General features: G+C 38.9%; 20 protein-coding genes. 12 read left to right on the forward strand and 8 right to left on the reverse strand.

The genetic code is table 11. The features are described from left to right. Positions 1-154: 154 nt before the first annotated feature. Positions 155-1570 carry a glycoside hydrolase family 1 protein gene (locus A5889_RS12365; RefSeq protein ID WP_176372905.1) on the forward strand — a complete coding sequence of 472 codons (1416 nt, stop codon included), beginning with the start codon at positions 155-157 and terminating at the stop codon, positions 1568-1570. A 334-nt stretch (positions 1571-1904) separates the two neighbouring features. On the opposite strand, the gene A5889_RS12370 is transcribed toward A5889_RS12365, so the two are convergent. Next, on the reverse strand, positions 1905-2627 hold the full coding sequence (locus A5889_RS12370; protein WP_087642173.1) for a GntR family transcriptional regulator: 723 nt from the start codon (positions 2625-2627) through the stop codon (positions 1905-1907). Positions 2628-2869: 242 nt separating this feature from the next. Between A5889_RS12370 and A5889_RS12375 the strand changes: the two genes are divergently transcribed. Next, positions 2870-4387 carry a zinc ABC transporter substrate-binding protein AdcA gene (locus A5889_RS12375; protein WP_087642174.1) on the forward strand — a complete coding sequence of 506 codons (1518 nt, stop codon included), beginning with the start codon at positions 2870-2872 and terminating at the stop codon, positions 4385-4387. A gap of 153 nt (positions 4388-4540) precedes the next feature. On the opposite strand, the gene celB is transcribed toward A5889_RS12375, so the two are convergent. The 3 genes from celB to A5889_RS12390 all read right to left on the reverse strand — a co-directional run bounded on the left by celB (position 4541) and on the right by A5889_RS12390 (position 7403). Beyond that, on the reverse strand, positions 4541-5803 hold the full coding sequence (gene celB / locus A5889_RS12380) for a PTS cellobiose transporter subunit IIC (RefSeq protein WP_087642175.1): 1263 nt from the start codon (positions 5801-5803) through the stop codon (positions 4541-4543). A gap of 175 nt (positions 5804-5978) precedes the next feature. Continuing rightward, a complete protein-coding gene (locus A5889_RS12385; protein ID WP_087642176.1) occupies positions 5979-6797 on the reverse strand; it encodes a TPM domain-containing protein in 819 nt (272 codons plus the stop codon). 6 nt (positions 6798-6803) lie between these two features. Beyond that, positions 6804-7403 carry a LemA family protein gene (locus A5889_RS12390; protein ID WP_087642177.1) on the reverse strand — a complete coding sequence of 200 codons (600 nt, stop codon included), beginning with the start codon at positions 7401-7403 and terminating at the stop codon, positions 6804-6806. A gap of 332 nt (positions 7404-7735) precedes the next feature. Here A5889_RS12390 and A5889_RS12395 point away from each other — a divergent pair, with 332 nt between their 5' ends. The 9 genes from A5889_RS12395 (at position 7736) to A5889_RS12435 (ending at position 16006) form a co-directional block, all read left to right on the forward strand. After that, complete coding sequence (locus A5889_RS12395) at positions 7736-8623, forward strand: SDR family oxidoreductase (RefSeq protein ID WP_087642178.1); 888 nt, start codon at positions 7736-7738, stop codon at positions 8621-8623. A gap of 17 nt (positions 8624-8640) precedes the next feature. Next, positions 8641-9072 carry a DUF2188 domain-containing protein gene (locus A5889_RS12400; RefSeq protein ID WP_087642179.1) on the forward strand — a complete coding sequence of 144 codons (432 nt, stop codon included), beginning with the start codon at positions 8641-8643 and terminating at the stop codon, positions 9070-9072. A 48-nt stretch (positions 9073-9120) separates the two neighbouring features. Continuing rightward, entirely contained in the window at positions 9121-9564 is a 444-nt protein-coding gene (locus A5889_RS12405) for a hypothetical protein (protein ID WP_087642180.1), read from the forward strand. Between the two features lie 293 nt (positions 9565-9857). Then, complete coding sequence (locus A5889_RS12410) at positions 9858-11909, forward strand: BglG family transcription antiterminator (protein ID WP_087642181.1); 2052 nt, start codon at positions 9858-9860, stop codon at positions 11907-11909. Further along, a complete protein-coding gene (locus A5889_RS12415) occupies positions 11906-12187 on the forward strand; it encodes a PTS sugar transporter subunit IIB (protein ID WP_087642182.1) in 282 nt (93 codons plus the stop codon). Before A5889_RS12410 ends, A5889_RS12415 begins: the two co-directional genes overlap by 4 nt. A gap of 54 nt (positions 12188-12241) precedes the next feature. Beyond that, positions 12242-13609, forward strand: coding sequence for a PTS ascorbate transporter subunit IIC (locus A5889_RS12420; protein ID WP_087642183.1), 1368 nt, complete (start codon positions 12242-12244; stop codon positions 13607-13609). After that, positions 13609-14439, forward strand: a complete 831-nt coding sequence (locus tag A5889_RS12425) for a transketolase (protein WP_087642184.1) — start codon at positions 13609-13611, stop codon at positions 14437-14439. Before A5889_RS12420 ends, A5889_RS12425 begins: the two co-directional genes overlap by 1 nt. Continuing rightward, on the forward strand, positions 14439-15362 hold the full coding sequence (locus A5889_RS12430; RefSeq protein ID WP_087642185.1) for a transketolase family protein: 924 nt from the start codon (positions 14439-14441) through the stop codon (positions 15360-15362). The genes A5889_RS12425 and A5889_RS12430 overlap by 1 nt, the downstream gene beginning before the upstream one ends. A 116-nt stretch (positions 15363-15478) precedes the next feature. After that, the gene (locus tag A5889_RS12435; protein WP_087642186.1) at positions 15479-16006 is read left to right on the forward strand and encodes a DNA-3-methyladenine glycosylase I; all 528 of its coding nucleotides are present in this window, start codon (positions 15479-15481) and stop codon (positions 16004-16006) included. Positions 16007-16129: 123 nt separating this feature from the next. Here the strand turns inward: A5889_RS12435 and A5889_RS12440 are convergent, their stop codons facing one another. Then, the gene (locus tag A5889_RS12440; protein WP_087642187.1) at positions 16130-16861 is read right to left on the reverse strand and encodes a MerR family transcriptional regulator; all 732 of its coding nucleotides are present in this window, start codon (positions 16859-16861) and stop codon (positions 16130-16132) included. Between the two features lie 442 nt (positions 16862-17303). On the opposite strand from A5889_RS12440, the gene A5889_RS12445 reads away from it, so the two are divergent. Continuing rightward, positions 17304-19529, forward strand: a complete 2226-nt coding sequence (locus A5889_RS12445) for an ATP-binding cassette domain-containing protein (protein ID WP_087642188.1) — start codon at positions 17304-17306, stop codon at positions 19527-19529. Positions 19530-19571: 42 nt separating this feature from the next. Here the strand turns inward: A5889_RS12445 and A5889_RS12450 are convergent, their stop codons facing one another. The 3 genes from A5889_RS12450 to A5889_RS12460 form a co-directional block, all read right to left on the reverse strand. Beyond that, on the reverse strand, positions 19572-21002 hold the full coding sequence (locus A5889_RS12450) for a 6-phospho-beta-glucosidase (protein WP_087642189.1): 1431 nt from the start codon (positions 21000-21002) through the stop codon (positions 19572-19574). Between the two features lie 120 nt (positions 21003-21122). Then, complete coding sequence (locus A5889_RS12455) at positions 21123-22454, reverse strand: PTS sugar transporter subunit IIC (RefSeq protein WP_087642190.1); 1332 nt, start codon at positions 22452-22454, stop codon at positions 21123-21125. 276 nt (positions 22455-22730) lie between these two features. Next, entirely contained in the window at positions 22731-23501 is a 771-nt protein-coding gene (locus A5889_RS12460) for a MurR/RpiR family transcriptional regulator (protein ID WP_087642191.1), read from the reverse strand. Positions 23502-23586 lie beyond the last annotated feature (85 nt).

The raw sequence follows: 23586 nt of genomic DNA on the forward strand, positions 1-23586 counted from the left end.
AGATCGGATTTTTTACAGATATCTGGATGTAGGGTATGACACAAAAAAATTTCTATTTGTGTGTTACATCTTTTTTTGTGATGGTTTTTAAAATTAAAAGTCTAGACATTTATAAATTTTCCCTTTATAATATAGCTGAATGATTAATTATTAAATGAAAGCAGGTAATTTCATAGTGAAAACATTTAAAGAAGATTTTTGGTGGGGCGCAGCAACATCAGGCCCGCAAAGTGAAGGAAGATTTAATAAAAAACATGCCAACATGTTTGATCATTGGTATGAGATCGAACCACAAGATTTTTATGATCAAGTGGGTCCGGATGTAACCTCAAATTTCTATAATAGTTTTAAAGAAGATATCGCAATGATGAAAAAAATTGGATTGAATAGTGTGAGAACATCGATCCAATGGACCCGTTTGATCGATGATTTTGAGACAGGTACAGTCGATGAAGACGGTGTTCGTTTCTATAATGAAGTGATCGATGCGTTTCTTGAAGCAGGAATTCGTCCGGTGATGAATCTGCATCACTTTGATTTACCTGTGGAGCTTTATCACAAATACGGTGGTTGGGAATCAAAACATGTGGTTGATCTGTATGTAAAATTTGCAGAAAAATGTTTTGAATTATTCGGTGATCGAGTGAAGGACTGGTTCACACATAATGAGCCGATCGTTGTAGTGGAAGGTGAATATTTACATCAATTCCATTATCCTAAAATCGTTGATGGTAAAAAAGCCGTACAAGTTGCCTATAATTTGAATTTAGCTTCTGCAAAAGCAGTTCAAGCTTTCAGAAGGTTAGGCCTACAAAATGAAGGTGGAAGAATCGGGATCATTCTTAATTTGACACCGACTTATCCAAGATCAGAAAATGCTGAAGATTTAGCCGCTGCTAATATTGCAGAGTTATTTAACAATCGGATGTTTTTAGATACAGCTGTTCTCGGAGAATTTCCAAAAGAATTGGTGGAACTACTGCAAAAGGATGGCGTTCTTTGGGAAAGTACACCAGAAGAGTTAGTACTCATCAAAGAAAATACGATCGATGTGCTAGGGGTTAATTTTTATCATCCAAATCGTGTCAAAGCGCCAGACGTTGCACCAAATAGTGTGGGTGCCTGGTTGCCAAATCGTTATTTTGACGAATACAATATGCCTGGACGTCGAATGAATATCGACCGCGGCTGGGAAATTTATCCTAAAGCATTATATGATATCGCGATCAATATTCGTGATAACTACAATAATATTCCTTGGTTTGTCTCTGAAAATGGGATGGGGATTTCAGGGGAAGAACGTTTCATGGATGAATCAGGCGTTGTCCAAGATGATTATCGTATCGATTTTATCCGCGAGCATTTAGAGTGGGTGCATCAAGGGATCGAAGAAGGATCAAATTGTTTTGGCTATCACTTATGGACACCGATCGACTGCTGGTCATGGGCAAATGCTTATAAAAATCGTTATGGTTTTATTTCAACAAATATCCATACACAAATCAAAACCATCAAAAAATCAGGTCATTGGTTTAAACAAGTTGCTGAAACAAACAGCTTAAGCGATTAAAGAATAAAAGAGAGCGAAACAAAACTGATTTTTAGTTTTGTTTCGCTCTTTAAATCTGAATAAACGGCGAGAAAAAAGCAGCTACTACGCTACGCTTCGAGCACATCAGCTAACGCATACAGTTTCACTATTGTTCCAAGAACAAAGTGAAGCTAGCAAAATTCTAAGTGCTAAAGCACTAAGAGTTGAAGGCTTCGGAAATAAGCCGAAATTGCTGTAAAACACAACGTGGAACGAGTTGATGCTTTCTCGTCAAAGACTCGTCGCAGATAAACAGTATTGCACAGTACCTACTTGGTTATCGGACCTAGCCGCTTTTTGTCTAGGTCTCTTTTTAATTATAATCTACATTTAAAATAGAATACCCGCGCTGATCATATCGATTCCGGCTGCACGAGAACTCGATCGGTCGTCCATTTTTTAGATAAACGACTTGCTGTACTTCAAGAACAGGATCATCTATTTTACAATTCAAATAATTTTGGTCATACTCATCAGATTTACTGGCCTGAATATTTCGATAAGCACCGGCAAAGTTTAAGGATAATTCCTCCTTAACGTATGTGTAGATCGATTTTTTCAATATATCTGTTGTTAAGCCCGGCACTAGATCACAGGGCATATAAGTATGCTCTAGAATGAATGGTTCATTTTCAAGAATACGTAAACGGATGATCTTATAAACAGGTTGTTCCTCTGAAATCGCCAGACGTTCTTGGACTTCCTGAGTTGGAAACTCGACTTCGAATAAAATCACCTGACTTTTAAGATCCTTATGGCGCTCATCCATTTGTTTACTAAGTCCGCCATATTCATTTGCTGGAGAAGTGTCTTTGTCCCAAAATGAGCGATTCAATACTTTCGTTCCAGAACCTCTTTGAGAGTATAGCAGACCTTCCATTACTAAAATGCCGATGGCTTTTTTGACAGTCATACGACTGACACCAAATTCCTTTACTAGATCTGTTTGATTTGGTAAAAGAGTGTCTGCTTTATAGACATTATTTTTGATTCTTTCACGGATCGTATCTGCAATTTCTTCGTATTTTGGCTTCATTATTTCACTACCTCCTACTCTGTATTGTACCTGATTATGAATGTATAGACAATTGTAATAAAGTGAAACTAAATCGATTTGTTTGAATGATGTGCAAAAAAAATTATATAAATCCTTGACAATAAAAAAATGAATTGCTATAGTATCGAATGTCTAAATCGTAATTATTACGTTTTGATTTGCGCAAATCGAAATAAGACAAAGAAGCGAAAGCATTCATTCTAGAATCAAGGGGAAAATAAATGAAAAAAAATCTAAAAACAATCATTTGGAGCGTCCTTTTTTTAGTAGGGATTTTAACAGCATGCACGACTCCTAGCGTTCAGGATAAAACTGATAGCGAAGATAAGGAGCTTACGATCGTAACCTCTTTTTATCCTATGTATGAATTTACAAGAAATATCGTTGACGATGCTGGAGACGTTTCGCTGATGATTCCAGCAGGAACAGAGGCACATGATTATGAACCTTCCGCCAAAGAAATTGCTAAGCTACAAGATGCCGATGCGTTTATTTATCTTAGTGAGTACATGGAAACCTGGGTTCCAAAAACAGAGAAATCTTTAAAAAATGTCAATAGTATCAAAGCTACTGAAGGAATGCTCTTACTTCCAGGGACAGAAGATCATGATCATGGATCACAAGAAAGCCATGACGGACATTCTCACGATTACGATCCTCATATTTGGCTGAGCCCATATCGCGCAATCCAGGCAGTAGAAAAAATCAGAGATGGTTTGATTGAACAGTTTCCAGAACAAACGACTGTTTTTAATAAGAATGCTGCTGCTTACATTTCAGAACTAACAGCCCTTCATCAAGACTTTGAAGAAAAGCTATCAGCAGCGAAACAGAAAAATTTTATTACTCAACATACAGCTTTTTCATATTTGGCATTGGATTATGGATTAAAACAATTACCGATTGCAGGGATTTCGCCAGATCAAGAGCCACAGCCTTCAAGGCTGGCAGAATTAAAAAAAATAGTCGACGAAACAGGTATCAAATATATTTATTTTGAAGAAAATGCTAATGACCGTGTCGCAAAAACATTGGCGAGTGAAGCAAATGTAGACCTTCTCGTACTCAATCCGCTTGAGGGGTTGACGCAAAAAGATATGGATACGGGCAAAACCTATATCAGTGTAATGAAGGAAAATTTAAGTGCATTAACAAAGTCAACTGACACAACGCCTAAAAAGGAACTGACTGCTTCTGCTACAGAGAAAACGGTCTATAATGGCTATTTTGAAGATGAACAAGTGAAAGACCGTGAACTGTCAGACTATGCTGGGAACTGGCAATCTGTTTATCCCTATTTAGAAGAAGGAACCTTTGATCAAGTTTTTGATTATAAAGCAAAATTGACTCAAAAAATGTCTGCCTCAGAATACAAAGAGTATTATCGCCATGGCTACCAAACAGATGTAGATCAAATCGACATTACTGAAAATACAATGACGTTTGTGGTAGGCAAGAAAGAATATAAAGCGAATTATACTTATGCTGGAAAGCAAATTTTGACCTATGAAGCAGGGAATCGCGGGGTACGCTTTCTATTTGAAACCACTGAAGATACACCTTACAAATATGTCCAATTTTCTGATCATGGAATAGCACCTAACAAAGCGGCACATTTCCATATCTATTTTGGCAATGACAGTCAAGAAAATCTGCTGAAGCAAATGGACAATTGGCCGACCTACTATCCTGAGACGATGACAGGATTTGAAATAGCACAAGAAATGCTAGCTCATTGAGCTTAACTATAAAATAGAAAAGTGAGAGCGAGACAAAACTAAAAATCAGTTTTGTTTCGCTCTCTAAATAGGAATGAACGCCGAGACAAGAAGCAACTGCTTCGATCACATCAGCCAACGCATACAGCTTCACTTTGTGACCATAAGAATAAATTAACTTAGTTTCTCTTTATCTAAAATACGTAAGAATGGATACCAGATGAAGCCGACGATCAGCATGTCTACAAGCTGCAGTAAACCGCCTAAAATAGAGTTTGTAGCTAACATACCGCTAAAGAAGATCGGTACAGTCCAAGGGACAGAAACCCCCGTTGGCGGTGGTACGATGCCTGCTGCCATGATCAGATAGTTAAAGACTGTGACGATCAAAGGCGCGATGACCCATGGAATTAGAATCGTTGCATTCAATACGATCGGTAAACCAAAAATAGCAGGTTCGTTTACGTTAAAAATACCAGGTGCTAAACTTAAACGGCCGATATCACGATATTGTTTTTTCTTCATGATAAATGCCATGATCAACACAACGGCTAAGGTCATACCAGAACCGCCAAGCCCCACAGTAAAAGTTTCCATAAAAGGTTTGGTAATGATATGAGGCAGATCTTGCCCTGCTTTATATGCTTCTAAGTTATCCAGCATCAATGTATTCCAAATTGGGTCCATCACAGAGTTGACGATGATTTGACCATGTAAACCAAAGAACCATAAAAATTGTACAAAGAACAATGCAATCAGTGTTGCTGGCAAGCTGCTGCCTAGACCAACAAGTGGTTTTTGGATGATTTCATACACGACATCATGAAGATTCGTATTAAATAGACCAGTCACAGCGGCATTTAAGAATAAGAAAACAGAAAGAGTCAAAATAGCTGGAATCAATGCGGCAAAAGATTTTGCAACTGCTGGGGGAACCCCATCAGGCATTTTTATTTGCCAGCCTTTTTTTGTGATCCGGCAATAGATTTCAGCAGCTAAAAATGCTGCGATCATCCCAATAAACATACCTTTAGCGCCTAAACGGTCTAAAGATAAAACACCAGAAACTTCTACACCTTCAGCTGTTGTCATCATAAAAGGCGTCAATAATAGGAAACTTGCGAAGGAAACAGCACCTCCGAAAATACCTTCAACATCGTAAGATTTTGATAAATAATAGCCAATACCGAATGTGACAAACACGGACATAATACTCATTGTGGCATTTTGTCCATTACCGAATAATGAAGATAATGTGCCTTTCGTTGCATCGCTGAAAAACGGTAAATTATTGATCACAACGATGATCGAACCAAACATTGTTAAAGGGAAAGACAGCATAAACGCATCTCTAAGTACAGACAGGTAACGGTTTTGCCCAAGCTTGTTAGCCAAAGGCATAATTTTTTCAGCAAGAGAATCCATAAAACCATTCACGAAAATCACGATCCTTTATCATAAATTTGTAATCGATTACAAAAATAATATACCATCTTTAATTATAAATGTCTATACTTTTATATTTTTAAATCTGGTTTTATTTTGAGAGTAAAAAAATAGAGCAAACATCCAAATGTCTGCTCTATTTTTTATTCATTTTATACTCAACAGTCTAAATACTAGCACCGCCGCCGCCGGATGAACCACCACCGCCAGAGAAACCTCCTCCGCCGAAGCCGCCACCGCCTCTTGATGAACCTCCGCCGAAGCCGCCGCCATAACCGCCACCGCCCCAATACCAAGGACCGCCGCGTCTACCGCGACCACCACGTCCGCCGGAACCAAAGATTGCTATCAAGATGATAATCACTACGATCCCAAAAGAGAAAAAGTCGGGAATACCAGAATCAGCCGCAGTTACTTGATCCAGCTCATCTTCTGACAGAGCATTTTCGTCTGCTGGATAATCATAATGCTTATCGATCAAAGTCGTAACAGCATTGAATGTATATTGTAATCCTTTGTTGATCGCAGCTGGATCGTTCGATTTTAAATCATCTTTTGCCTGCTGCAGAATATTTCCCGCAAGGCTATCTGTTATCACATCTTCTAACCCATATCCTACCTCGATGCGGACATTTCGTTCGCCATCATTAACAGCGTAAAGAATCAAAATCCCATTGTTTTCTTTTTGATTACCGATTTTCCATTTTTGGAAAAGATCAGGCGCATAGCTATCGATGCTATCACCATCCGTTGAATCGATAACGGCTAAAACAACTTGGGGAGCCTCAGCTTTGTCCCTGTACACTGCTCCTTTTCGATCAACTAAGTTTTTTGTTGTTTCATCAAGAATACCCGGCTGATCTAAATAGAAATGACTAGGTGCTGCTGGCAGCTCTTTTGCAAAAGCCGGCAATTGAAAGCCGGCAAAAATGGTGACAAGGAAAAGAATAACACTGATGAAAAGGCCTCGTCTATTTGTAGTCATTTAGTTTCACTTCCCGCTGGATGTGCTGGTTGAATCATCAAAATTGACAGAAGGGACACTACTAGCTGTCGGATCTGCTTTAAAATAATCTTTTTTACCTAAGCCCATCATATTTGCAAAGATATTTTTAGGGAATGAAACGACTTGTTCATTGTATTCCTTCACAACATCATTGTATCGTTTACGCTCAACTGAGATTCTATTCTCAGTTCCTTCAAGTTGTGTCATCAATGTTTGGACATTATCATTTGATTTTAATTCCGGATAACTTTCGTTGATGACATTGATCAATGTACCAACCGATTGATCTAACTCCTGACTGGCTTTGATTTTATCTGAGTCATTGTTTGCTGAGCCGTATGCTTCACGTGCTTTAGCGATATCGCCAAAGACTTTTTGCTCTTGCTGCATGCTGCCCTTAACACTATTGACTAAGTTAGGGACTAGGTCGGCCCGACGCTGCATTACATTTTCTACTTGACTCCACTGTGATTCTACTGATTGTTCTTTTTTAGCTAAGCCGTTATATTGACTGACACCGAATACCCCTAATAAAATGACACCAATCAAAACGATCAAGCCAATTTTCGATTTACTGTTCTTCATAAAAATTCCTCCTCAAATTTAAAAATCATCAATACTTTTTTGTAAAAAGACTATACGATTCATTCATCAAATAGTCATCGGATGGCCAACGAAACGATCCCTATTAAAGTATAGTGTAATGTTATTGTAATATTTATGAAATGTTTTGACATCCATCTTAAGACCTATTTTTATTGTAACATCTCTAACCTTCATTATACGTAGTTCTTTTATATAAACCAAAGAATGTGATTTTTTATTAGAATCATATGATTTGTGAAGCTGGCTTTTTTGTATTAGGGTAAATAGATAGGAAAATATTAATCTACACAAAAAAATTAGGAGGAATCAGTATGACGAAGAAAATTGAAAATCCGCTCACGAAATTCTATGATGGGAAATTTGAGAAGCAAGTTCAAGAAGCACCGGCATTACAGCAAAAAATGACTCCTATTCCTGATTGTGGGGAAGAATCTTATCACGGGTCTGGGAAACTTACAGGCCGCAAAGCATTGATTACAGGCGGGGATTCCGGTATCGGTCGTGCAGCAGCAATTGCTTACGCGAGAGAAGGTGCGGATGTTGCTATCAACTATCTGCCTTTTGAAGAAGATGACGCGCAGCAAGTAAAACAATTGATCGAAGCAGAAGGACGCAAAGCAGTGCTGCTTCCTGGAGATTTAAAAGAAGAAGACTTTACACGAAAATTGATTCATGATGCTGCTAAGGAATTGGATGGTTTAGATATTTTAGTTTTGAATGCCGGGATGCAGCAAGCAGTTGAATCGATCAAGGATCTATCGACACAACAAATCGTCGATACCTATACAACGAATATCATTTCAATGTACTGGGCTGTTCAGGAAGCATTGGATTATCTGCCAAAGGGAGCGAGTATCATCACCACTACCTCTATCCAAAGTGCAGAACCTAGTGCACATTTACTTGATTATGCAGCGACGAAAGGCGCGATCACTTCGTTCAGTAAAGGACTATCTGCGCAGTTGGCCGCATCTGGCATTCGTGTCAATACTGTGGCGCCAGGTCCGATTTGGACGGCTTTGCAGATTTGCGGAGGACAGCCGCAAGAGAAGATTCCGGAATTTGGTCAAAATGAGTTGCTTCAAAGAGCAGGCCAGCCAGCTGAATTAGCTGCTGTATATGTCTTTTTAGCCTCTGACGAAGCCAGCTATGTCACCGGACAAGTGTATGCCATTACTGGCGGAAGCTTTTTTGCATAAGAAAGGAGAGCTGACTTATGCCTTGGGATCTAAATGATTATCCAGCGTCATTCAAACATTTTGAACCGCTTCTTAAGAAAAAGGCTATCGATATTGTCAATGCGCTTGTGAGTGAAGGGTATCCCGAAGGTGATGCCATTCCGATTGCTATCTCTCAAGCAAAAAAATGGTATGCTGAAGCGTCTGACTCGGAGAAAACAGCATTTAAGCACGCAGCTGATCCGCAAAAAAACGATAGACACCCAAACAAAATCAATACAGATCTTTTGGACAATGACGTGTTGGTTTATTATGAAGACGATCGCTGGTATGTTCAAACGAAAAACGCTAAAAAAGCAGCAGATTCCTTCGGCACGAAAGAGCAGGCGGTAAATAGAGCGAAAGAAATTGCAGAAAATAAAAACGCTCATGTTATAACCTATAAGAAAGATGAGACACCAGATAAATAATCAGCTCTTTGCTTGTTGAAAGGCGTCAATAGGAAAGGTGGTTGAGACGTGGAAAAGAAAGCTAAAGCATTGTCAGGAAACTGGTTGATAAAAGGAACGACCTTTCCTTTGTGGCTGTCAGGAAAACGTCGGCAGCCAATGATTTCTTATAAGCTTTTATCCGTCGATCCGCTCATTTTTTTAGATACAGTTTGCTATAAAAATCAGCAGGGAAAAAGCAAAACGATTATTGGAAAAGATACTTGGAAGCAGAATTCATTTGTCTGGCGAGGTGTAGGAATCTTAAAAGTATTGAGCAGTCGCTGGTCGATCATAGCCTTGACAGAGACGATTTTGGTGATCAAATTCGAACGGTCATTTCTGACGCCAGCAGGAATCGATGTGCTGGTAAAAGAATCGGCTCAAATAAACGAAGTTAAGCAAGTGATCGCTGATTCACCGCAACGCTATGGTCTTGATCTGGATGAGGTTGAGTGTTTAGCTTGGCTTTAACAGCGTAATAATCGAGGCTGAGACAAAAGTGTTTAGCTCCTTATTTCCAAAGGAACTGCTTTTTTCTCGCTGTTTATTTGAGTTTAAAGAGCGAAACAAAACTGCTTTTTAGTTTTGTTCCGCTCTCTTTATAAACAAAATAGCTATGGAATCAATTCTTCGTTGACTTCCATAGCTATTTTGTTATTTTTTTAGTTAAGTCCAATTCTTTTGAAAAATAAAAAATAGATTAGACCCAAGACTTCTTTCGTTTGTAGCGTTTACATTATATAGTGGAAACAGGAGGAACACATATGATTGATTATCGAATGAGTTATCTTATCGCAATGCCGGCCGGAGTGGGTTACTCCATTCAAGAAATCAATGAGAAAACAGGTTTGACAACAGAAGTAGTGATCGATCAGCTAGGCAAGATCAATGAATTTTTACAGGAGAATTCTTATCAACCAATGATTTGGCAAAAGGATCGTGTCTATTTTTCGGATCAGCTGACAGAGCTGTGGTTGGAAATACAATTTGGCAAACACGAATGGGACATTTGTTATTCTGAACAGGAACGACAGGCGCTATTATATCTTTTGACATTTTTAGAAAAAGAAGATTTATCTGTTTTCCACTATCAAGATTTTTTTCAAGTAAGTAAAAATACGATCTTATCAGATATCAAAAAACTGCGTGATGCTCTTTCAGAAGACTGTATCACATTGGACTATTCAAGGAAACTTGGGTTTCATTTGGCTGGTCAGGAAAATCAGCTGCGCCTTAAAGCACATGAGATGATCACAAAAATCATTGGAACACAAGCAGGAAAATGGGGCTTGAAAAAAGCTTTACTAACACAATCGAAAACAGTTGAAGCAGATGTTCGTTTTCATTTATTTGAAACGATCAAAAAATATGACTGGTCGATCGTGCCTAGCCGAATCGAAGAAACAGTCTATTTTTTAGCCTATATATTATACCGACATTCAAAACAGTCTGTCTTAATAGATGAGGAAAGTAAAAAATGGCTGAGTCAATTGACCGTATTTCAAGGCAGTCAGGATTTTTTAGCTCAGTTTCCGACAGTTGAATATTCTAGTGATGAGGCGTTTTATTGTTCACTGATCTTTATGACGATCATTCAAGGTGAGGTTAGAGAAACGGCTTTAGAGTTCTTATTGGAATGCGCTAGTCAGATCATTCATGAAATGGAGCGTTTAGCGGCGATCGAATTTAAAGCGTACCGCAAGTTGTTATTGGATCTTTTTTACCATCTAGTCCCTGCTTTTTTTCGGATCAAGTATCATTTTTCGTTATCTAATGTGTTGATTGAGGAGATCAAGGAACAATATGGTGAAATATTTGCTTTGACTAAGCGCGCGCTGCATCCTTTAGAAGTACTGACCGGAGAAAAAATTCCAGATGAAGAAATTGGCTATTTTACTATTTTGTTTGGTGGAGAAATCGGCAATCAGCGGGAATTGAACCGGGTGATTCGATACAAAGCGCTTGTTTTATGTCCCAGCGGAATCAGTTCATCATTGATCATGCAGTCTGAATTGAAAGAATTGTTTCCGACGATCGATTTTAGTTTAACGACAACTGTTGACCAGCTGGAAAATATCTCTGAGACAGAGTATGATGTGATCTTTTCAAGTGTTCCACTGACGATTCCTAAGAATGTGTATCTCGTCAAACCGATCATGTCGCAATTAGAGAAGAACAATTTGATGCGGTGTGTGCAGGAGGATTTATTGATTCCAGGAATTGTCGTTCCTTCTGTGGATGAGATCATCGAAACACTCTTGCCGTATGTGGAACTGAAAAAAGGCGTCACAAAAGAAAAAATCTATCGAATTTTAAATCGTAAAATGATCAAAAAATTGAAAGTGAAAGAAGATGAGAAACCAATGTTATCTGAGTTGCTGACCGAAGAAATGATCCAATTGACGGATGAAAAAATGAATTGGGAAGAAGCCATTACTTATGCGGCAGCCCCATTATTAAAACAAGAAAAAATAACCGATCATTATATAGAAGCAATGATCCAAAAGGTCAAAGACTATGGTGCCTTCATTCACATTGGCAAAGGGATTGCTTTGCCGCATGCCAGACCAGAAGATGGTGTCAAACAATTAGGGATGTCGTTGTTAAAAGTGAGTGAACCGATCGAGCTTTTAGATGATCCCAAACATGAAATCACGATTTTTATCTGTTTGGCAGCCATCGATAATGAGATGCATTTAAAAGCTTTAGCTAGTTTGACCAAAATACTTTCAAATAAAGACAATTTAGAAAAATTATTGGCAGCGACAGATCAACAAACGATCATGGCGCTATTAAAGGAAGGAGAATTATTATGAGAATGGCAGCGGTGTGCGGATCAGGATTAGGATCTAGTTTTATGGTGGAAATGAATATCAACAGTGTGTTGAATGAACTGGGAGTAACAGGCATTGAGGTCGCTCATTATGATATGGGAAGTGCTACACCTGATTTGGCAGATGTCTTCTTTGTAGCAGGAGATCTTGCAGATAGTGCCCAGCATTTGGGCAATGTCGTGGTACTGGACAGCATTATCGATATGGATGAATTGCGGGAAAAGGTTAGAGCTGTTTGTGTTGAAAATGAACTGTTATAACGATGATCAAAGAACATAGGCGCGTTTTAAGGAAAAGAAAGTGAGGGAAAATCAATGAATGGGGTATTAAATATACTGATCGATATCGCAAGTACACCAGCAATTTTGGTCGCTTTGATTGCAGTGCTGGGGTTAGGGTTACAGAAAAAGCCGATTTTTGATGTTGTACGTGGAGGGATCAAAACGTTTGTTGGCTTTTTAGTCGTCACTGCAGGAGCAGGAGTCATTGAAGGCTCATTAGCTCCGTTTGGAGAAATGTTTCAGCATGCATTCAATATGCAAGGCGTTGTACCGAACAACGAAGCGATCGTAGCATTAGCTTTGACGAAATACGGCACTTATACAGCATTGATCATGTTAGTTGGTATGGCCTTCAATATTTTGATCGCCCGCATCACTAAATTTAAATACATTTATTTAACTGGCCATGCAACGCTTTATATGGCGTGTATGATCGCAGTCATCATGAGTGTGACAAAAATGAGCGCTGTGCCATTAGTTTTGGTTGGCGGTTTGGCTTTAGGCTTGGCAAATACGATTTTTCCAGCAATTGCCCAACCATTTACCAAACAAATCACTAAGAATGATTCTGTAGCCTTAGGGCATACAGGAAACTTTGGTTATGCGCTTAGTGGGTTTATTGGAAAATATGTTGGAAACAAAGAAAAATCAACAGAGGATATCAATTTTCCTAAAGGGCTCGCGTTTTTACGAGATTCCACAGTTAGTATTACGTTAACGATGGGGATCGTATATACGATTGTCGCATTATTTGCAGGAAACACGTTTATCTCAGAAAACCTTAGTGATGGCACAAATTACATTATTTATGCTTTACAGCAAGCAGGAATGTTTGCAGCGGGCGTGTTTGTGATCCTTGCAGGTGTTCGTTTGATCTTAGCGGAAATCGTTCCGGCGTTCAAAGGAATCTCAGAAAAATTAGTGCCAAATTCGATACCAGCATTGGATTGCCCAATCGTCTTTCCATATGCACCAAATGCTGTGTTGATCGGCTTTTTAACTAGTTTTGTAGGTGGAATCGTGAGTTTGCTCATCATGGTGGCAACAGGTACGACCGTGATCATTCCAGGTGTGGTGCCGCATTTCTTCTGTGGTGCAACGGCAGGTGTTTTTGGCAATGCCACAGGCGGTGTACGCGGAGCAGTGGTAGGTTCATTTATCCATGGGGTGATCATCAGTTTCATGCCGATTCTATTGATGCCAGTCATGGGCGATCTTGGCTTCCAAGGATCGACATTCTCTGATACCGATTATGGAGTAACAGGGATTTTCCTTGGAAAATTAGCGGATATGGGTGGACAAATTGCAGTTGTTGCTGGCGTGTTAGCAGTATTAGCGTTATTGATCGGGTTAACGGTCTTCGGCAAGAAAAAAGGGACTGAAGCGAAGGAGGCAGCATAATGGATATCCAAAAATTTGCGGATCAGATTCGTTATTATACGATGCGGGAGTTGGACCATTTAGGCTTTGGTCATTTTGGCGGCAGCTTGTCTATCGTTGAAACATTGGCTGTCTTGTATGGAAAAGTTATGAACGTTTCAGCAGAAAAACGAGATGATCCAGACCGTGACTATTTTGTTTTGTCGAAAGGACATGCTGGACCCGCGCTCTATGCTACGTTGTTTTTGAAAGAATATTTTGATGAAGCGTTTCTTTTTAGCCTCAATCAAAATGGCACTAATTTACCTTCGCACCCTGACCGAATCAAAACGCCTGGGGTAGACATGACCACTGGATCACTTGGACAAGGAATCTCAGCTGCAACAGGAATCGCAAAAGGCAACCAGCTGTTAGGCAAAGAAAATTATACTTTTGCAGTTGTGGGTGATGGAGAATTAAACGAAGGACAATGCTGGGAAGCTTTTCAATTTGCCGCACATCAAAAATTGGATCATTTGATCGTGTTGATCGACGATAATAAAAAACAGTTGGACGGTTATACCACAGACATTTGTGATCCTTTTGATTTTGTTGAGAAAATGCGGGCGTTTGGCTTTAATAGTTGGCGGGTGAATGGGAGAGATGTGTCTGCTATTGAAGCTGCGATCGATCAAGCAAAAAAGGGAAAAGGTGCTCCTACAGCGATCGTTTTAGATACAGTAAAAGGACAAGGTGTTCCTTATTTTGAAGAGCTGATGGATAACCATCATATTCGTCCGGATGAAGCAACTAAAATCGCGATCAAAGAATCGATTGAAAGCTTAGCTAAAAAGATCGAGGTGAAGCAGTAATGAAAGACTTAGAAATGCGTCAAGTTTATACCCAAACAATACAAGGGCTAGCAGAAAAAGATCAAAAAATTTTAGCTTTAGAAGCTGATTTGGCAAGTTCGATGGGAACCAGCAAATTAAAAGAAAAGCTAGGCGATCGTTATATCAATGTAGGCATCATGGAAGCTCAGGAAATGAGTGCGGCTGCTGGATTAGCTGTAACGGGATTTATTCCATTTATCCATACCTTTGCGCCCTTTGCAACGAGACGCTCATTCGATCAAGTATTTCTTTCCCTTGGGTATGCCAAAAATCATGCAGTCATCGTTGGAACAGACCCGGGTGTTACAGCTGAAATGAATGGCGGTACGCACATGCCGTTTGAAGATATAGCATTAATGCGGGTGATTCCAGGAAACAATATCTATGAAGTATCAGATCCGTATCAATTTAAAGCCATTTTGACCTATGCTCATACGGCAAAAGGATTATTTTATATTCGTACGATACGCAAGCAGGCAAAGTCACTGTATAATGAAAAAGAAGATTTTTCAAAAGGCTACTGTAGATTGAAAAAAGGAACACATGGGACCATTTTTGCTAGTGGGATCATGGTGGAAGAAGCGCTTCAGGCAGCGGATGATTTAGAAGAAAAAGGGATTTCCGTTCAAGTGATCGATTTATTTAGAATCAAGCCGATGAATGAAGAAGTCGTAATCGAAGCTGCCAAATTAGGCCCGATCATAACCGCAGAAAATCATAACGTGATCGGTGGACTAGGGAGTGCTGTGGCAGAAATCATTGCTGAAAATCATCCAACAAAAATGAAACGGATCGGTGTAAAAGAGCAATTCGGTCAAGTAGGTAAATTGGATTATTTGAAAGAAGTCTACGGCTTAAAGGCTAATGATATTTCAAAAGCGATGATAGATTTATTAAAATAAAGCTACACATTTAGAGTTTGACTGATAGTCAAACTCTTTTTTATGGAGAACCATGAGCGCATGCTACTATTTTTTTATGTTATGATAAGAGAAATAGTGATTTGTAGGAGAGAAGAATGAGGAAGAACCAACCATCAAAATTTGATTGGTACCACAACCAATGGGGGAAGCCTACCCACGATGACCGCTTGCTTTTTATTTTATTAACGGTAGGTACCTTTCAAGCAGGATTGAGCTGGAAGGCTGCAGCTGGTAAATTAGATGCTTTTTTAAGAAATTTCCACAATATGGATATTCAAAAAGTGGCTGCAATGATGCCCGATGATGTGGAAAAAGTCATGCAGGATCCTGAAATGATTCGCAACCCAAGAAAAATCAATGCGACGATTCAAAATGCTCAAGCGATTTTAGCAGTACAAAAAGAATATGGCAGCTTTGCTGAGTATATGTGGGATTTTGTTGGCGGTGTTCCCCATTTGAATGTTTATGAAGAAGCATATGAGGTACCTAATATCACCCCGCTATCGAAACATGTAGCTAAAGATATGAAAAAGCATGGCTTTACCTTTGTGGGGCCGGTCGTGACGTATATGTTCATGAAAGCTAGTGGACTCATTCAAGATAAAGTGTTGAATCAAGAGTAGAAGAAAATCGGACTGAAGAATTCAGTTCCTATTACTCATGGTGTTGCTTTTGTTGCTGTTTATCAAGAGTTAAATAGAGTCCTGAACAAAACTCTTTTCTAGTTTTGTTCAGGACTCTATTTTTTAATAAAAATCAGAGCTAGGAAAATCTTCAAAAAAATCCGGCTCTAAGAACTGAATCAGTGCATAAATATATTTGGTAGAAATCATTTGACGTTTAAGTAATTCATTGAGCGCCCGTAGGGATTGTTCTGCAAGCTCAATCATTCGCTTAGGTGAATCTGCCTGAAACTGAGTAAGGATTTCCCGAACCTCATCCAGTGACCAAGTAGAGGCACGGATCATACGAATAAATAATAACTGTTGAATTGCGTGCTCATCAAACATTCGATAATTACTCTCTGGATCACGAGGAACGTCAAGGAGTTGCTCTTTCGTCCAGTGACGAATGGAGGTTTCTGTGATTGCCAAACGTTCAGCTGCTTCTCCAATCGTTAACCATCCTCTATTTGGCATTTGGTTTATTTCCTGCCACTCCTCTTCATGAAGCAATGCTAAGGTTTGATCAGAAATCTTTTTGCGCTGATTCAATTTTACTTGTTCTTCATTCAATAGCCAAAAAGCTTCTGTAAATTTTTCTTTTTGAAGAGCAGTCATGATTTTTTTAGTTGCATGATAACCATATGTGATCGTTGTTGTTCGGATCGCTCGAAAGTAGTGGAGACTTTCTTCTGTATACAGACGATAACCACTCTTACTTCTCTTAGGTATGGGAAGTAGTTGATTTTTTTCGTAATGGCGTAATAAGCTGGTACTGATATTTAATTCTCGTGCAATATCGATTGGGCGAATCATCAACTATTCCTCCGGATAACAAAGTTTTGAGTCTATTATAACTGATAAAAATAACTTTGTAATTCATAACCTTAGAACTTGCACGAATGTGCTACGATAAGGTTAGTCTAGTGGTATCTAGCTGCACAAATCAATCCTTAGGAAAATAGATAAATTGCCAGTGAGGCAACAAGCACCTCAATGTTAATTTCCTAATTTTCTACAGGATTAAGCGATTTGTTCCGCTTTTGCTGAGAATCACAGCGAAAGAAATTGAGCTGATGATGAACAGTACAAGACTTTCGTAAGAAAGTGTTGATCATTGATGCTATCTAGCTGCACAAATCAATCCTTAGGAAAATAGATAAATTGTCAGTGAGGCAAGAAATGCCTCAAAGTCAATTTCCTAATTTTCTACAGGATTAAACGATTTGTTTCACTTTTACATTTAAGGAGGAATAGTATGACAGAATATGTAGTGATCAATGGGGCAAGAGAAAATAATTTGAAAAATGTTTCTGTTTCGATCCCTAAGCGAAAAATCACTGTTTTTACAGGAGTATCCGGATCAGGAAAGTCCTCAATTGTTTTTGAAACGATTGCAAACGAATCACAAAGACAGTTGAATGAAACATTCAGTGCTTTTGTCCAAAATTTTCTGCCGAAATATCAGCAGCCGGATGTAGACAGTATTGAAAATTTAGCGACATCAGTGGTCATCAATCAAAAACGATTGGGAGGAAATTCTCGCTCTACACTTGGAACGATCACAGATATCAATCCATTGTTGCGGGTTTTGTTTTCAAGGTTTGGTCAGCCAAGTATCGGTACCGCTAATTACTTTTCATTTAACGATCAAGCTGGGATGTGCCCAAAATGTCAAGGAATTGGAAAAACAGTTCAGATCAATGAAGAAAAATTTTTAGATCGTTCTAGATCATTGAACGACGGAGCTGTTCAATTTTCTGTTTTTAAAAATACAGAATGGTATATGAAAGGCTATTTAGACTCTGGACTTTTCGACAACGATAAAAAAATTGAAGCGTATACAGAAGAAGAACTGGAGAATTTGCTTTACGCTAAAGATTTCAAGATCCAGGTGGATGGCTACAATTTGAGCTATGAAGGGCTTTTTACTAAATTTAATCGATTGTATTTACAAAAAGAAGGAGAATTGACTGCGCGAACACAAAAACTGATCGAAGAATATACAGTTGAAGCGTGCTGTCCATTATGTAAAGGCAAACGTTTGTCTCAGGAGTCTCTGGCAGTAAAGGTCGCAGGTCATTCTATTGCTGACCTTATGGCAATGGAAGTAACAAAACTCATGGAAACATTAAAGATGATCCAATTGCGGGAAGCTCAGCCAGTATTGAATAATCTACAAGAAAAAATTGGACATCTTGTTGAAATTGGTTTAGGGTATTTAAGTTTGGACAGAGCAACGACAACGTTATCTGGAGGAGAATCTCAGCGTGTCAAGATGGTCAAACATTTAAATAATAGTTTAGTCGATTTGATCTACATATTCGATGAGCCTAGCATTGGTCTGCATCCGCGTGATGTCCATCGTTTAAATGAGCTTTTGTTTAAATTAAGAGATAAGGGAAATACCGTTATTGTGATCGAACATGATCCTGATGTGATAAAGATCGCCGATCATGTGATCGAAGTAGGACCTCATGCAGGAAAGCATGGTGGAGAAATCATGTTTGAAGGTAGTTATACAGCTTTGCTTGAATCAGAGACCTTGACTGGTAAATACTTAAAAAATCAAACAAAGCTTAAACAGGCAGTTCGACCGGTAGAAGAGTTCTATCAAGGTCGTCCATCTAGTCTGCATAATTTGAAAGAGACAGCTTTGCGTGTACCTAAACAGACCTTGACGATGATCACTGGTGTGGCTGGTTCAGGAAAGAGTACCTTAGTCAAAGATTCGTTTTTAGCTTCATATCCTGAAACGATCATTATTGATCAAGCAGCTGCACAAACCAACTCCCGTTCCAATCCAGCGACTTATATCGGAATTATGGATACGATTAGAAAGGGCTTTGGTAAAGCTAATAACGTGTCAGCTTCTTTATTTAGCTACAATTCAAAAGGCGGCTGTGAGAAATGTAAAGGGCAGGGGTATATTGAAATGAATCTGGCCTTTATGGATGCAGTGAAAACAGAATGCGATGTTTGTCAGGGCAAACGCTTCAAACAAGAAGTTCTTGATTATCGTTTTCAGGAGAAATCTATTACGGAGGTGCTGAATTTAACAGTTGAAGAGGCTTTGGATTTCTTTAAGGAGCCAGTTGTCTTGAAAAAGCTTCGTGCGATGGAGCAAGTCGGTTTGGGCTATTTGACATTAGGCCAGCCAACGAGTACTTTATCAGGTGGAGAGTGTCAACGGATGAAATTAGCCAGTGAGTTTTATAAAAAAGGGAGTATTTATGTGCTGGATGAGCCTTCAACGGGTCTTCATTTATCAGATATCGATCATTTAATGGAAATCATGGATCATTTGGTAGATCAAGGAAATACTGTTGTGGTCATTGAACATCATATCGATTTGATCAAGCAAGGAGATTGGATTGTGGATATTGGACCTGATGGCGGGAATCAAGGTGGGCAGATCATGTTTGAAGGTCAACCAGCTGATATTCAATTTAGTGAATCGATTACAGGACGATTCATTAAATAAAAAAAGAGGTGAAGCAGATCCTCTGCTTCACCTCTTTTTAATTTATAATTCTTCACCGTTACTCTTGATCACTTGTTGATACCAGTCAAATGATTTTTTCTTAGAACGTGCCAAGGTTCCTTGGCCTTCATTATCTTTATCCACATAGATAAAGCCGTAACGTTTTTTCATCTCACCTGTTCCCGCCGAAACTAAATCGATAAAGCCCCAAGGTGTATAGCCAATCAGTGGAATTCCATCGTATTCAACAGCTTCTTTCATCATTTCGATATGCGCTTTCAAATAATCGATTCGATACTGATCGTTGATCGTGCCGTCGGGTTCGATTTCATCGATGGCACCAAAACCATTTTCCACGATAAACTGTGGCAATTCATAACGTTCATTAAACCAGTTCATTGCATAACGCATACCTAAAGGATCGATTTGCCAGCCCCAGTCAGATGCTTCTACATAAGGATTTTTGACTAGATCTTTTGATTCATCATAGTCAAAGGCAGGTCCTTTCTCCTGATCTTTGATCGCAAAAGACATGTAGTAGCTGAAACCAATATAGTCTACACAGCCTTGTGTCAAATCAGCTAAGTCTTGTTCAGAAATATCTAAATCAAAACCTTTACGGGCAAGATATTTTTCGATAAAACTCGGATAATGTCCGCGGACATGAACATCTGTAAACCAATAACGTTTTTGCATGGCACTGACTGAAGCCATCATATCTTTTGGATCACAAGAATAAGGATAAATCGGGCACATGGCGATCATACAACCGATTTGAAAATCAGGATTGATCTCATGACCGATCCTGACTGCCTGAGCACTGGCTACTAATTCATAATGAGCCGCTTGGTACATGATTTTCTCACGGTTTTCTCCATCTTGATACTTGATCCCAGAGTTGGTAAAAGGCGCAAAATCTTCCGCATAATTCGCTTGATTGTTGATTTCATTGAAGGTCATCCAATACGTGACTTTATCTTTATAACGCTCAAAACAAACTCGGGCAAATTTAGCAAAAAAGTCGATCATTTTCCGATTACGCCAGCCGCCGTATTCTGTCACTAGATGATAAGGCATTTCAAAGTGAGATAAAGTAATGACAGGTTCGATCCCATATTTTAAACATTCATCAAACAAATCATCGTAGAACTGAAGGCCTGCTTCATTTGGCTCAGCTTCATCTCCGTTAGGAAAAATCCGTGTCCAGGCAATCGATGTTCTGAAGCAATTCAATCCAAGATCGGCAAATAATTTTACGTCTTCTTTATAATGATGATAAAAATCGATTGCTTCATGGTTTGGGTAATTTTCCCCAGCTAAAACGCCATCTGTGATTCTCCTAGGAACACCATTTGCTCCGACAGTCATTACATCAGCTACGCTGATTCCTTTACCATCTTGATCCCAACCACCTTCTAATTGATGAGCAGCAACAGCGCCGCCCCAAAGGAAATTTTCTCTTAATATCGACATCTAATCTACTCCTTGCAGCATTTACTATTTTTATAAAAAAAGATCTCTGCACAACTGGGAGGAAACATTTGAACGGATCAGTTGTGCGAGAGAACTAGTCGGTAACTTAGCTTAAAAAGGTTACGCTTGTGCTTCGATTTCTTCCAATGTTTCTTCTGTGATCGGTTGATTTGTTTCTTGAGCATAGTTGATTGCATCCATTTTTCTAGCGAACGGTAAGTAGATAAAGAAACCAACCGTTAAAACAAATGCTTGTAACAAGGCTGCTTGCCAACCGCCTACTAATAATCCAGAAATGATCGGAGGTGTTGTCCAAGGAACTTGAACGGCTGTAAATAATGGAACTAAACCTGTATACAAAGCAAAATACGTAATGATCGAAGAAACGACCGGTGTCAAAATAAATGGAATCGCCATGATTGGATTCATTACGATCGGTGTGGCAAAAGTGATCGGCTCATTGATATTGAAGACTGCTGGTCCGATGGATAGACGACCCAATTGTTTGAATTGTGCAGATTTTGCAAAAAATACCATATAAACCACTAAACCGATCGTCATCCCAGCACCAGTTACGGTCAAGAATTGATCTAAAAATTGTTGGGTAACGATATGACCGCCATTAGCAACAGTCAATTCTTTACCGGCTTTTAAAATATCTGTATTTTCTAAAGAGTTTGCTTGTAAGATAGGACCCATGATTCCACCGACGATCGTTGAACCGTGAACGCCGAAGAACCAGAATAAAGGAACTAAGAAGCCGAGAACTAATGCGCCGCCTAATGAATCAGTAACCCCTTGAAGCGGAGATTGAAGTACCTCATAAATAAAATCAAAGAATGTTGTATTAAAGACTTTATCAAAGAAAATATAGACAAACATCGCACCAGTGATCAAAGCACCCGCTGGAATCAAGGCTGTAAATGAGTTTGCTACGTTTTCTGGTACAGCTTCAGGCAATTTGATGCGGATATCATGACGTAAGAACCAGCTGTATACCCAACCAACGATCAATCCAACGATGATTGCTGTGATCATTCCTTTTCCAGCAGTCCAGTCTTTATTGATGATGTTGCCAATCGTTACACCGCTTTCTGCATCTGTGATTTCAGCAGACATGAATAAGATAAACACAACAAGAGAAATCATCCCAGCTGGCAATCCTTCAAACCCTTCTGTTTTAACATAGGAATAGGCGATCCCTATAACCGCAAAAACAGACATAATAGCAAATGAAGCTCCATAAGCCTGATTGAAATAAACGACAAGACCACTTTCTGTGATCCAATTGGCAACAGATTCGATCGGTAGGTTTGCTAATAAAAGGAAAATCGAACCGACGATCGTAAATGGCATAGTATAAAGCATCCCATTTCTTAGTGCGGTGATCGCTTTCGTATTTACAAATTTTAAAACAGGGGGTAGGACTTTCTCATTGATCCATTCGTTCATTAAAAATCTCTCCTTTGTTCTGAGTTTAGGTAAATAAAAATAAGTGCATGTAGTGTATTCAAAAAAAGTGGCCGTCTTTTTCGAATGATTGAATACGTTTACATACATACTATAAGGGAGTTTTTCTTTTTTTAAAATAGTTTTGCGGTTTTGAGAAACATGTTCCAGCTGAAAAAACAAAAAAAGTCTGAACAAAAACTGTTTTATAGTTTTTGCTCAGACTTTAATTCTTCATAAACGATAGTTAACAGTCGCTTAGCGAACATTGGCTCGTTTTTATGGTCTTTTTTGAGAACTTCTTTCTGAATATTCCTTACTTGCTTGATGCGCAAGCAGTTCGATTAAAGCGACAACTGGAATTTGAGTTGTAATATTGATAAAAGGATCGGCAAATGATGAGCGTTCGTCCGGCATATAATAGGAGATGTTGTAATCAGCTAAACGAGCGATCGTTGAGTGTTCATCGTTTGTGATACTCAAGATTTTTGCCCCAGAACGTTTAAAATCAGTCACTTGCTTGATCACTTCGGAGGTTTCACCAGAGACTGAAAGAATGATAGCCAAAGTATTTTCAAACCCTCTTTGAGGAATAGGTGTGAAGGGATCATCAATACTATAGGCATTGATCCCCATATTTGCAAAATAACGACTGCCGTAACTCCCTAAAATGCCGCTGGTCCCAATCCCTGTAAATACGACATGACGATTTTCAATGATCATAGTAATTGCTGGTTTTAAGGTTTCATAATAAGTTTGTTGATTGATCCGTTTTAAAAAAGAATCAACATGAATCGTTGCTGTATAATATTGCTCGAAAGAACGTTGTTTTTTTTGTTCAGCTTCTTTTTTGAGCGCATATTTTAATTCTGAAAAACCATCAAAACCCATCTTTGAACAAAAGCGCAAAATGGTTGAAGTTGAAACATGACAATCAGCAGATAATTGCCGGATCGTTAATTTGGGGATCGTTGTCATGTGCTCTAGTATATAATGATAAACTAGCATTTCCAGCTCATTTAGTGATTGAACTTTCTCTAGATCAAACAAAAAAATTCCTCCTACATGTAAATTAGATAGTTTAGCCTAAAAATAGGGAAGTCTTCACTTTGTATTGTACAGGAAAGTGAGTATT

The organism is Enterococcus sp. 9D6_DIV0238, from assembly GCF_002174455.2.
In the GTDB taxonomy this organism is placed as follows: Bacteria; Bacillota; Bacilli; order Lactobacillales; family Enterococcaceae; genus Enterococcus_L; species Enterococcus_L dunnyi.

Coding starts and splice junctions, on each gene's coding strand:
- A5889_RS12365 (WP_176372905.1), top strand. CDS start 155: ATGAAAGCAGGTAATTTCATAGTGAAAACATTTAAAGAAGATTTTTGG.
- A5889_RS12370 (WP_087642173.1), bottom strand. CDS start 2,627: ATGAAGCCAAAATACGAAGAAATTGCAGATACGATCCGTGAAAGAATC.
- A5889_RS12375 (WP_087642174.1), top strand. CDS start 2,870: ATGAAAAAAAATCTAAAAACAATCATTTGGAGCGTCCTTTTTTTAGTA.
- A5889_RS12385 (WP_087642176.1), bottom strand. CDS start 6,797: ATGACTACAAATAGACGAGGCCTTTTCATCAGTGTTATTCTTTTCCTT.
- A5889_RS12390 (WP_087642177.1), bottom strand. CDS start 7,403: ATGAAGAACAGTAAATCGAAAATTGGCTTGATCGTTTTGATTGGTGTC.
- A5889_RS12395 (WP_087642178.1), top strand. CDS start 7,736: ATGACGAAGAAAATTGAAAATCCGCTCACGAAATTCTATGATGGGAAA.
- A5889_RS12400 (WP_087642179.1), top strand. CDS start 8,641: ATGCCTTGGGATCTAAATGATTATCCAGCGTCATTCAAACATTTTGAA.
- A5889_RS12410 (WP_087642181.1), top strand. CDS start 9,858: ATGATTGATTATCGAATGAGTTATCTTATCGCAATGCCGGCCGGAGTG.
- A5889_RS12415 (WP_087642182.1), top strand. CDS start 11,906: ATGAGAATGGCAGCGGTGTGCGGATCAGGATTAGGATCTAGTTTTATG.
- A5889_RS12420 (WP_087642183.1), top strand. CDS start 12,242: ATGAATGGGGTATTAAATATACTGATCGATATCGCAAGTACACCAGCA.
- A5889_RS12425 (WP_087642184.1), top strand. CDS start 13,609: ATGGATATCCAAAAATTTGCGGATCAGATTCGTTATTATACGATGCGG.
- A5889_RS12430 (WP_087642185.1), top strand. CDS start 14,439: ATGAAAGACTTAGAAATGCGTCAAGTTTATACCCAAACAATACAAGGG.
- A5889_RS12435 (WP_087642186.1), top strand. CDS start 15,479: ATGAGGAAGAACCAACCATCAAAATTTGATTGGTACCACAACCAATGG.
- A5889_RS12440 (WP_087642187.1), bottom strand. CDS start 16,861: ATGATTCGCCCAATCGATATTGCACGAGAATTAAATATCAGTACCAGC.
- A5889_RS12445 (WP_087642188.1), top strand. CDS start 17,304: ATGACAGAATATGTAGTGATCAATGGGGCAAGAGAAAATAATTTGAAA.
- A5889_RS12450 (WP_087642189.1), bottom strand. CDS start 21,002: ATGTCGATATTAAGAGAAAATTTCCTTTGGGGCGGCGCTGTTGCTGCT.
- A5889_RS12455 (WP_087642190.1), bottom strand. CDS start 22,454: ATGAACGAATGGATCAATGAGAAAGTCCTACCCCCTGTTTTAAAATTT.